We start from the raw sequence: 10,184 nt of genomic DNA, 5'->3' as shown, positions 1-10,184 counted from the left end.
AGCTACCTTGCCGGCCTCCACCTGCGCGCCTCGATGATCTGGATCAAAGACCTCACCCCGACCATCCGGTGATCACGACTCGATACACGCCCTAGCGGTCGGGCTGCCGGTGCTGTGGGGCGCGAGCGCGCTGCTGACCGCCGCATACATCCTGCCGACTGTGGCCCTGGGTCATTGGTTCGGGCGGCTCACAGGCCGCGGGAGACGGTGGTGGTGGATTGCGGTCAGCACCGCACTGGGGCTGCTGCCCGCAGCCGGTCTGCCCACGATGGCTCGAATGCTGCACAGCGGGTTCCGTGACTGGAGGCAACTCGCCATGGACGGACTGCTGTTCGCGGGTGTGCTTTGGGCCGCTTCGGCGCCGGCCTCCTTTGCCGTCCACATGACCGTGCTGCGCGAAGACGCAGGACGCCCGGTCCGGCCAGTCGGCCACATTCTCCTCTGGGGGACCCTCGCATTGTCGATCGAACTCACCGCGTGGTTGGCATGCCTCTGAGCCGTCGCCGAAACCACGCCCGGGCCACGTTCCGACCGGGAGCGAGGAGTAGTCCGCCGCCGGGCTCGGGGGATGTCTGGCGAGTCACGCTCACAGCCACAGACGCACCGTTGCGGCGGTGACGGACTCCTGAAATACATGGGCTCTCTTGTCGAACCTGGTCGCTACGGCCCGGAATCCCTTGCGGGTATTGACGCTCCGCTCAATTTCGTTCCTGAGTGCGTAAAGCTCCCGGTGGAAGCCGGAGGGTCTGCCGCCTGAGCTGCCACGGTTGCGGCGGTGGGCGCGCTGGTCACGGCGTGCGGGAATGACATGCCGAATCTGACGCCGTCGCAGGTAACGGCGGTTACGACGCGACGAATACGCCTTGTCGGTACTCAGGCAGTCGGGACGGGTACGCGGGCGTCCGCCGGTCAGCCGGGGCACACGCAACCGGTCCAGGACGGGACCATCTGCGGGCCGTCACCCCGCCGGCCCGGTGTGATCAACGGCGCCGGCGCCGCCGACCGCTCTCACTGGCCAGGTGAACCTTCGTCGTCAGCCTGCCCCGGGAACGCCCCAGGGCCTCATCCGGGCGGTCCCGCGCGGGGAGCGTTCGCTTGCCCGGGACTCGCGGGGCTCACTTGCGGGCACCCACCGCATGCTGGTGAGCACGGCAGACAGGCGAATCCACACCGACCATGGACCAGCCGATCCGCCCCTCCGCGTCGGCACTGGCCAGGAGGGTCCACAGGACCTCTCCCAGGTGCCGTCCGTAGACCAACTGCGATGGTGGTTACGGCGTCTGCCACTCACCGAACCGAGACGGCAGATCCCGCCACGGAACACCCGTCCGCAGCCGGAACAGAATTCCCGGATCAGCCAGGGCAGAGACGTTCGTGCGGGCGAACTCGCCGACGGCCGCCTTCCACCGTCTACGGTCCGGCTTTCGGTGATCGCCTGGCGGACGTTGAGCGTCGCGAACACGCCCAACCGCGCACGTTCTCGGCCCGTCGGATTGCGCGACCAATTCGCTCGGGCTGTCTCCCGGGATCCACTTGCCGCCGGTCTTTGGCATTGTTTGGCCGGATTGCTGGGCACGTGGCTCGGGGTGGTTCCTCCACTTGTCATCTGGAGCGGTCACCCGGTTCACGGACGCAGGACCGGAAACTCGGCCTCGGCCCAGAGCGCACGGATGCCGGTGGGATTGTCGACGGTGGGATCGTCGTCGCTGTTCCATACCCTTGCGTGGGTGATGGAGTCGCTGACCGGCGGCCAGCCCGGGTCTCCGGTGGTAGCGAAATCGGCCCAGGCTCGCACCATGCGGCGTGACAGTTGATGGTCTGCGGGAGTGGGTGCGCCGCCGATGAGGAATGCCAGGCAGTCGGCGTCCAGGTTGCCGAAGGCGAAGGGGATGTCCGCACAGTGCCAGGCCCGCACGATCGCGTCCGGGCGGCTGCGTCGACGGTCGAAACGCGACAGGAACGCCCGGCCGCCGGCCTGGGCATGAAGCTCGGCGAGTCGGTTGCTGTATTCGCCGAACAGCAGGTCACTGAAGACGGCGAGGTAGACGTCGAGCACCGGGGCATGGGGCATCACGGCGCGGTAGCCGGGCACCAGCCCGGCGGGGAGGTCGAAGTCTCGGACGAACAGGTCCAGTTGCTCGTCTGTGGTGATCTTCGCGCTGCTCCCGACGGCGTCGAGCAGCCAGTACTCCTCCGTCGTGTGGCAGACCAGCAGGTCCACTCCCCGGGTCGCGCCGGTGGTCATCCCTGTGAGGGGGTCGGTGGGCAGGACGTCGCCGTCAAGGATGGGTGCGTAGAGAGAGGGGTCGTAGTGGCGGGTTCCGGAGGCGGGGTCGCGCCGGTAGTCGTCGACCACTTGGTCGGAAGCGGTGACCAGGGCCTGCGGGGTCGCGGATGCCAGGCCGTCGGGAGTGGCCGGACAGCCCGCTGCTGCGGCGACCTCGCGGGTGGTTGCCGCAGCGATTTCGAGCGTGTAGCAGGGACTGGCGGCGCTGTGGGTGATGGCGCGGTGGAACAGGCCGCGGGCGCGGTCCATCACCATCAGGCAGGCCACCGAAGCGGCCCCGGAGGACTGTCCGGCCAACGTGACGCTGCCCGGGTCGCCGCCGAAGGCGGCGATGTTCTCACGAACCCAGTGCAGGGCGGCGACCTGGTCGAGCAGACCCCGGTTGTCCGGGTAGGAGCTTCCTTCGGCAGTCGGGATGTGTCCGAAGCCCTCGAAGCCGAGCCGGTAGTTGAGGGTGACCACGACCAGGCCGGCGCGGGCCAGTGCGGTGCCGTCGAAGTCGGGCTGGGCTGAGGAGCCGAAGGTGTAGGCGCCGCCGTGGAGCCAGACCAGGACGGGCAGGCAGCCGCCGTCCGGGGCAGGGGTCCAGATATTGACGGTGAGGATGTCCTCGTCGTCAGGGGACCACGCGGGTGCGCCGGGCAACTGTGCCGACTGCGGGGCGATCGCGCCGAAGTCCGTGCAGTTCCGCACTCCGGTCCACACCGGCGCCGGGCGTGGTTCCCGGAACCGGTTGGCGCCGAACGGTGCGGCGGCATAGGGAATGCCGAGGACGGCGACGACGTCGGGAGCGGCACGATGACCTCTGACTGAACCGTTCCTCGTCTTGAAGATGTCCAAGGAGTCTGCCTCTCGCTGCACGTCAGGCCGCCGGGTGGCGCTGAGCCTCAGCTTTCCATCGCTCGGCGCCTCAGTACCAACACCGAGATCATGATGATTGACGCATCGACGATGTTAATCCCCGCGCCGCTCAGAACGCGTCGCAGTCGACTGGCCGGTTCTCTTTGCCGTACGGGATCCTGACAGGCCCGTACCTCCGTGGTGAACAGGCTTCTTGTCGCGGTGGGTGGGGTTCCGACCGGCAGGCTCAAGGCCCGGCTGGTCTCCATGGCCGCCGAGCAGGGCCTGAGTATTGTCGCGGTCGACCCCGCCTACACCTCGATGTGGGGTGCCCAGCACTGGCAGAAACCACTGGTCACCACACATCGAAAGATGTCCTGTCACGATGCCGCCGGTATCGCGATCGGACGACGCGCCCTCGGACACCCGGTCCGGGATGGGGTATCCCCTGCTCGAACGGAGTTGAGAGCTTGGGGAAGGACGGCACCGCCCCCCACACGACCGGAGTGATCGTGCGGGGCATCGGACCGCCCAGGCCAGGCCAGGCACCCGAGGACGTGACGGAACCCGCCCACCCGCAACGGACCACGCCCCCAGAGACGTGCCGCCGAACGGGACGAGAAAGCGGCAAGCCAGCGCATCCAACACCGTTCGGGACGCTCCCAGTACACATCGGTGGGTCCAGGACTCACTCATGCACACTGGCTAGGAACGGTAGTGGACGCGCTCATCCGCCCAGCACGTGGTCACGGTGACGACACCGCGGTCGATCTTCCCGACCGAGCCGAGGTACTGCTTGCCTACGTGCGCGGTCGCGGTCCCGTCCTTTGCGGTCGTCGATCACGAGCACTCCGCCCGCGTGCGGGACAGTCGCCGGATCGGCAACCAGCAGTTCAACGCGGCGGGCGTTGACCGGCTCATGGTCCCAGGCCGACTCCGACAGGACGAACTGCAGCCGCTGGACCGCCTGGGGCAGCCGGCCTTGGCGGCGGCCGGCAAAACCGCGGGCGCCTGCCCCCTCTGCTCCGACCCGTCGTTCCGACGCCCGTCGCAGGCGCCCGCGAGGTAGGCGGGTCGCTGCGGTCCCGGGCTAAGCCGAGAGCAGCATCGCGACCGTCACCATGGCAAGTAGCCCTATGTAAGCCCAGGCATAGGTGCGGTCAGGGATCCGCGGCGGGCGCCGCCGCAGTACCGCGATCACCGGTAGAGCTCCTAGGAGCAGCGCCGAGGCGGCGCGGAAGTCAATGAGACCCACCAGGTGCGCGTGCGCGTCAGCGGCGGCGGGGACCGCGGCGCCGCCCAGGGACACTGCGGTGGCCGGGAGCGCGATGGCGAGGGTGAGGGGGTTGGCCAACGCAGTCGCCACGTGCATCGTGTGCCCGGCCCGCCGCATCGCGGGGACGGTCATGACGCTGCCTCCCACGCCGAGGAAGGCCGCGACCGCGCCGACCGGCGCGCCGAGGACGGCCGGCAGCGGACGCGGAGCATCGGAGGTCGTCGCGACTCGGGGGCCCGGGCGCAGGAAACCAGGGCGCAGGAGCAAGTCGGCGATGGTGAGAACGATGTAAGCGACGAACGCCCAGCGGGCCAGGTCGGCCGGGGTGAAGCGCGTGGCAAGCGCGCCGGCCGAGGCACCGGTCGCCAGCAGGAGGAGCATCGTGCCGCTGCCGCGGAGCGCGAGGAGCACCCGCCGCGGTGTGACGGCTGTCGCGAATCCCGCGTTCACCACCATCACCAGGGCCGAGGTGGCCGTCGCCACCCGCATCGCGTCCGCGCCGAGTGCGACGTCTGCCCACACCACGACCGGCACCGCGACGAACCCGCCGCCGAACCCGAACAACACCGTCGTCGCCCCGGTGAGGAGTCCGATCCCGATCAATGCCACAACGTCCATGGGCCCTACTCCACCAGCTCCGACGGATTTCTCGCATGCGATGGTCGGCGCCGTTCCTTCGCGTCTCAGCCAGTAGGGTGGCCGGGTGAAGAACGTCTCCCTGGCCGACGTCGACCACGTCGACCGCGTCGTCCTGCCGATCGGCACCGACTACCCGCCCGGCCACGTACTGGACTGGCACGAACATCGGCGCGCGCAGTTCCTCTACGGCGCCACCGGGGTCATGGTCGTCGACACCGCCGAGGGCACCTGGACCGTTCCGCCCGAGCGCGCCGTACTGATTCCGGCCGCTACCCGGCACCGGGTCCGCATGCTGGGGGTGAGCACCCGGAGTCTGTACATCGAGCCGGAAGTCATCCCCTGGTGGCCCGTCACCTGCACGGTCGTGGACGTTCCGTCGCTGTTGCGCGAACTGCTCCTGGCCGCTGTCGAGTTCGAGATCGATTACAGCCTGTCCGGGCGGGAGGGAAGCATTGCCGCCCTCCTCCTGCACGAGATCGCCGAGCAGGCCCCGCTCCCGTTCCACGTCGGGATACCCGCTGCCGCTGACCTCGCGAGGCTCTGCCGCGAGTACCTGGCCGCACCAGACACCGGCGTCACCAACGCCGCATGGGCCGCGAGGACGGCCATGAGTGAACGCGCCTTCACCCGGCGCTTCCGCTCAGAGGTCGGTGACAGCCCCGCCATCTGGCGGGCCCGCGCCCGCCTGCTCGCGGCCGTACCGCTGCTGCGCACTGCGTCGGTCAGCGCGGTCGGTGGCCGTCTCGGCTATGCCTCTCCCGCTGCGTTCACCGCCGCCTTCACGCGCGCCTTCGGCATGCCCCCGTCCCGCTTCGCCGCGAGCCGCCAAGGAGGCGCTTCCAGCCGCAGCCGCAACTCCTGACGGTACCCCGACGTCTCCGCACCCCGTTCCGGCGAACTCTTGCAGGCGGCCTGACCACCGACGTCGCACCTGTGGCGCCCGGCCCTACTGGCAACCGCGCGCCGCCAGCACGACGGCCAGCTCACACGGCTTCGTCTACCTGCGTGTGACTGAGCCGGCTAGTGCTCTGACCGCATACGTTCCCCGGGCTGGCGGTGGCGAGGCCTGAACCGGTTGGATGTGGGCGGACATCCGAGGTGCGGGGAGGCGTGGTGGCGGAGCCGGTCAGGGTCAGGAGGCTGACTGATCAGGAGGGCCAGCAGTTACAGCGGATCGTGCGTCGGGGCAGCACGAGCACGGTCCGCTACCGGCGGGCGATGATGCTGCTGGCCTCGGCCGGCGGGAACCGGGTGCCGGTCATTGCCCAACTGGTCCAGGCCGACGAGGACACCGTGCGGGATGTGAGCCACCGGTTCAACAAGATCGGGCTGGCCTGCCTGGACCCTCGGTGGGCGGGAGGCCGTCCCCGCCTACTCAACCCTGACGACGAGGACTTCGTCGTCCAGACGGCCACCACCCGCCCGGTCAAGCTCGGGCAGCCCTTCACCCGCTGGTCGATCCGCAAGCTCGCCGCCTACCTGCGGAAGGTGCACGGCCGGGTGATCCGGATCGGCCGCGAGGCCCTGCGCTGCCTGCTCGCCCGACGTGGCGTCACCTTCCAGCGAACCAAGACCTGGAAGGAGTCCACCGACCCAGATCGTGACGCCAAGCTCGACCGGATCGAGCACGTCCTCGACCGCTTCCCGGACCGGACGTTCGCATTCGACGAGTTCGGCCCGCTCGGCATCCGCCCCACCGCCGGCAGTGGCTGGGCCGAACAAGGCCGCCCCGACCGGCTTCCGGCCACCTACCACCGCACGCACGGCGTGACCTACTTCCACGACTCTTAATGGGTTTAGTCAAGCCGCCTGAGCCTCGTCGGCCGCCTTCTCGCGGGGCCTGCTTGAAGGGTACGGGCTGCTACTCGATCGGCGACGACACCCTGTGGGGCGTCAACCGGCGCCGCAAGGGCACCGTGAACACCTTCGCCGCGCTCAAGACGATCCGGGCCGCCCGACCCGACGGCGCCCCCGTCTACGTGATCCTGGACAACCTCTCCGCCCACAACGGCAAGAAGATCCGCCGCTGGGCCCGCAACAACAACGTCCACCTGTGCTTCACCCCGACCAACGCCTCATGGGCGAACCCGGTCGAGGCACATTTCGGACCGCTGCGGCAGTTCACGCTGGCGAACTCGAACCACGCGAACCACACGGTCCAGACCCGCGCGCTCCACGCCTACCTGCGCTGGCGCAACGCCAACGCCCGCCACCCCGACGTTCTGGCGGCCCAGCGCAAGGAGCGCGCCCGCATCCGCAGCGAGAAAGGCCTCCGCTGGGGCGGCGGACCGGTGGCCGCCGCGGCCTGACTACAGCGACACCCGCACGGCTGCCCCCGCGGAGGCGACACTCAGGTCGATTACGACCTCCTCGCCCTCCCAGCGGCCGCGCTCCGAGATCGCAAGGCCGATCAGTGCCAGCTCACCAGCCTGGTCCCGCAGCGCGTACTGCTCATGGGTCTCCTCACCGAGCTCGCCCAACTCGTCACGATCCCAAGCGGCCACCGCGGCCTCGGCCACAGCCCTGGGCAGTCGCACCGTGACACGGCCAACCTGGGCGTCGACATGCTCCCCGATCGCTGCCAGCACCTTCGAGTCTTCCCGATACCGGAGGTACTCCTCTTCATCCACCACAGGGCGAGGCTACTCAGACTGCTGGACCTGTCTCGACTGAATTAACCCGGCGAACCTATGCGGTCAGAGCAGTAGGTGTATTGCCCTGCGAGGTAGGGGACGCCGCTTGCGGGTGGTTTGCCTGCGAGCGCGGTGTGTCCGCGGTGGTGATCGCAGGTGTGCAGCCACTGCGGGAGTGCTTCGCGGCGTTCAGTCTCTGACTGGTAGGGCTTGGCGTAGGCCCATGTGAAGTCGCTGGAGTGCGTGGATCGCCGGGACTACGGGGTGCTGGCGGCCTATGCCAAGGTGGCCGATGCCGCCCATCGCCGGGACCGGTCCGATTTGCAAGGCGGACGGCATCCGGGTCTGATCGTTTCGCCGACCGAGCCCGAAACGTCGGCGTGCGGCTGACCTTCCTGAATCTCCCCGGCGGACTTCCCAAGGGTCTGGGAGACGAACAGCATGCTCAGGCTTTTCGACAGAACGTATCGGTAGGGATCAGCATTGCCGGTCCTCCAGGTGGGTTCAGGCACTTTGCATCTATACGTTTCACTTTGATCCGCTTGTAACATGTCACCCAAAGGATGACAAGTGGTATGCCATGCGAACGATGACATGCATTTGGCCCGGAGGGTTGTCCGTGACCGGAACAGCCTCAAAGACACCAGGCCTCCCTGGTCTGTCAGTCGCTTTTGCCGCCGCCACGCAGGCGCTGGGCGTAGTCGAAGTTGCGGTGCGTCGGGCTTGCACACCCGGCGGAGCGGAGACCGCTGCCGCGGCCGGGCCGGGAGAGGCGCTGGATGCTCTCCGTCTGATGCGGGATGTATGCCGACGGCTGGCGGTGTGGCAGCCGGGGCTCGTCGAAGCGGCGCGTGGAGCCGGGGCCGGCTGGGCTGATATCGCTCATCCGCTGGGCGTCAGCCGCCGCCGGGCCGCCGAGCTCCGATACCTGCGGCTGTATGCCGGTCACGTGGGCACTACCGGGGAACAATGGATACAGGCCATCCGCGAGCGCCGGGCTGCCGACCGCGCTGTCTCGGCCTGGGCGCGGGGCAACGCGGCGGACCTGCGCAGGTTCACTGGAGAGATCACGTTCCTCAGCGGTCTCCCCGAGCGGGCTCGCGCGGCCATGGCTGAACTCGGCGTCGCCGTCGGCGAAGACGACCCCGTCCGTCGCATCGGGCCGCTTGCCAAGGTGCGCCCGTATCTGGAGGGGCGCCGCGATCTCGCTGGGCGCGTGGACCGCGTTATGCGGCAGGTCGAGAATCTGCGCAGCCGCAGACAGCTTCGCAGGGTGAGCGGGATGCCGGGGACAGCGGGGCCGGAACGCCCCACGGCCGGGTCGGGGAGGTGAAGCAACAGGCAGACCATTCGTTCAGGAGCTGGTTCAGGTGTATCCGTGAAAGGCATGAGGGAGGCAGTGATGGCGCGGGCAGTGGGTATTGATCTGGGAACGACGAACTCCGTGGTGTCCGTGCTCGAGGCCGGCGAGCCGACGGTCATCGAGAACACCGAGGGCGCGCGGACCACTCCGTCGGTGGTCGCCCTCGCGAAGAACGGTGAGGTGCTGGTCGGCGAGGTCGCCAAGCGGCAGGCGGTGACGAACGTCGAGCGCACCGCGCGGTCGGTCAAGCGGCACATGGGGGACGCTCAATGGCGTTTCCCCGAGTCCGGCGACATCGACGGCAAGCGGTACACCGCGCAGGAGATCTCCGCCCGGGTGCTGCAGAAGCTGAAGCGGGACGCCGAGGCGCATCTTGGGGAGGACGTCACGGACGCGGTGATCACTGTCCCGGCGTACTTCAACGACGCTCAGCGCACCGCGACCAAGGAGGCGGGCCAGATCGCGGGCCTGAACGTGCTGCGGATCATCAACGAGCCGACGTCCGCGGCGCTGGCCTATGGCCTGGACAAGGAGAACGACCAGACGATCCTTGTCTTCGACCTCGGTGGCGGCACCTTCGACGTATCGCTGCTGGAGATCGGCGAGGGCCTGGTGGAGGTGAAGGCGACCAACGGTGACACGCACCTCGGTGGTGACGACTGGGACCAGCAGGTCGTCGACCACTTGGTGAAGCAGTTCAAGAACGGTTACGGCGTGGACCTGTCCAAGGACAAGATGGCCCTCCAGCGGCTGCGGGAGGCCGCGGAGAAGGCGAAGATCGAGTTGTCGGCCGCGACCGAGACCACGATCAACCTGCCCTACATCTCGGCGTCGGCCGAGGGCCCGCTGCATCTGGACGAGAAGCTGACGCGCGCACAGTTCGAGCAGCTCACGGCGCCGCTGCTGGAGCGCTGCAAGGGGCCGTTCCACAATGCGGTCAAGGATGCCAGGATCAAGGTGTCGGACATCGATCATGTGATTCTGGTGGGTGGTTCGACGCGGATGCCGGCGGTGACCGAGCTGGTGAGGGAGCTGACCGGCAAGGATCCGCACAAGGGTGTGAACCCGGACGAGGTCGTCGCCATCGGCGCCTCGCTCCAGGCCGGTGTCCTCAAGGGTGAGGTCAAGGACGTCCTGCTCCTCGAC

At 68.6% G+C, this 10,184-nt stretch carries 9 protein-coding genes and 5 pseudogenes; 7 read left to right on the top strand and 7 right to left on the bottom strand.

What is annotated here, in order from left to right:
* The first annotated feature begins 316 nt into the window (after positions 1 to 316).
* Positions 317 to 496: a hypothetical protein gene (locus tag ACZ7IB_RS47965; protein ID WP_470921573.1), complete on the top strand. Its 180-nt coding sequence runs from the start codon at positions 317 to 319 to the stop codon at positions 494 to 496.
* A gap of 90 nt (positions 497 to 586) precedes the next feature.
* On the opposite strand, the pseudogene ACZ7IB_RS47960 reads toward ACZ7IB_RS47965, so the two are convergent.
* Positions 587 to 1,349 (bottom strand): annotated as a pseudogene (locus tag ACZ7IB_RS47960) (IS5 family transposase); the annotation flags it as partial.
* A 275-nt stretch (positions 1,350 to 1,624) separates the two neighbouring features.
* Positions 1,625 to 3,127, bottom strand: coding sequence for a carboxylesterase/lipase family protein (locus ACZ7IB_RS47955; protein WP_470921572.1), 1,503 nt, complete (start codon positions 3,125 to 3,127; stop codon positions 1,625 to 1,627).
* Positions 3,128 to 3,349: 222 nt separating this feature from the next.
* On the opposite strand from ACZ7IB_RS47955, the pseudogene ACZ7IB_RS47950 reads away from it, so the two are divergent.
* Positions 3,350 to 3,836, top strand: a pseudogene (locus ACZ7IB_RS47950) (IS200/IS605 family accessory protein TnpB-related protein); the annotation flags it as partial.
* Positions 3,837 to 3,841: 5 nt separating this feature from the next.
* Here ACZ7IB_RS47950 and ACZ7IB_RS47945 read toward each other — a convergent pair.
* Both ACZ7IB_RS47945 and ACZ7IB_RS47940 read right to left on the bottom strand, forming a co-directional pair.
* A pseudogene (locus ACZ7IB_RS47945) lies at positions 3,842 to 4,094 on the bottom strand (transposase); the annotation flags it as partial.
* A gap of 123 nt (positions 4,095 to 4,217) precedes the next feature.
* Positions 4,218 to 5,021 carry a sulfite exporter TauE/SafE family protein gene (locus ACZ7IB_RS47940; RefSeq protein ID WP_470921570.1) on the bottom strand — a complete coding sequence of 268 codons (804 nt, stop codon included), beginning with the start codon at positions 5,019 to 5,021 and terminating at the stop codon, positions 4,218 to 4,220.
* A gap of 85 nt (positions 5,022 to 5,106) precedes the next feature.
* On the opposite strand from ACZ7IB_RS47940, the gene ACZ7IB_RS47935 reads away from it, so the two are divergent.
* Both ACZ7IB_RS47935 and ACZ7IB_RS47930 read left to right on the top strand, forming a co-directional pair.
* Complete coding sequence (locus ACZ7IB_RS47935; protein ID WP_470921568.1) at positions 5,107 to 5,904, top strand: AraC family transcriptional regulator; 798 nt, start codon at positions 5,107 to 5,109, stop codon at positions 5,902 to 5,904.
* A 251-nt stretch (positions 5,905 to 6,155) separates the two neighbouring features.
* Positions 6,156 to 7,351 (top strand): annotated as a pseudogene (locus ACZ7IB_RS47930) (helix-turn-helix domain-containing protein).
* Here ACZ7IB_RS47930 and ACZ7IB_RS47925 read toward each other — a convergent pair.
* Both ACZ7IB_RS47925 and ACZ7IB_RS47920 read right to left on the bottom strand, forming a co-directional pair.
* On the bottom strand, positions 7,352 to 7,675 hold the full coding sequence (locus ACZ7IB_RS47925; protein ID WP_470921566.1) for a hypothetical protein: 324 nt from the start codon (positions 7,673 to 7,675) through the stop codon (positions 7,352 to 7,354).
* Positions 7,676 to 7,716: 41 nt separating this feature from the next.
* Positions 7,717 to 7,899: pseudogene (locus ACZ7IB_RS47920) on the bottom strand (hypothetical protein); the annotation flags it as partial.
* A 1-nt stretch (position 7,900) separates the two neighbouring features.
* Here ACZ7IB_RS47920 and ACZ7IB_RS47915 point away from each other — a divergent pair.
* Positions 7,901 to 8,065, top strand: a complete 165-nt coding sequence (locus ACZ7IB_RS47915) for a hypothetical protein (RefSeq protein WP_470921565.1) — start codon at positions 7,901 to 7,903, stop codon at positions 8,063 to 8,065.
* A gap of 271 nt (positions 8,066 to 8,336) precedes the next feature.
* Here ACZ7IB_RS47915 and ACZ7IB_RS47910 read toward each other — a convergent pair whose 3' ends face one another.
* Positions 8,337 to 8,624, bottom strand: coding sequence for a hypothetical protein (locus tag ACZ7IB_RS47910; protein ID WP_470921564.1), 288 nt, complete (start codon positions 8,622 to 8,624; stop codon positions 8,337 to 8,339).
* On the opposite strand from ACZ7IB_RS47910, the gene ACZ7IB_RS47905 reads away from it, so the two are divergent.
* A complete protein-coding gene (locus ACZ7IB_RS47905; RefSeq protein ID WP_470921562.1) occupies positions 8,625 to 9,008 on the top strand; it encodes a hypothetical protein in 384 nt (127 codons plus the stop codon). It abuts the gene before it with no gap.
* A gap of 69 nt (positions 9,009 to 9,077) precedes the next feature.
* The coding region (locus ACZ7IB_RS47900; RefSeq protein WP_470921561.1) for an Hsp70 family protein at positions 9,078 to 10,184 on the top strand (1,107 nt) is incomplete at its 3' end.

It is taken from the genome of Streptomyces sp. NPDC037301 (genome assembly GCF_055602785.1).
The sequence above is the reverse complement of the archived record's forward strand: the minus strand, read 5'-3'. Positions and strand labels throughout refer to the sequence as shown.

Coding starts and splice junctions, on each gene's coding strand:
- ACZ7IB_RS47965 (WP_470921573.1), top strand. CDS start 317: ATGGACGGACTGCTGTTCGCGGGTGTGCTTTGGGCCGCTTCGGCGCCG.
- ACZ7IB_RS47940 (WP_470921570.1), bottom strand. CDS start 5,021: ATGGACGTTGTGGCATTGATCGGGATCGGACTCCTCACCGGGGCGACG.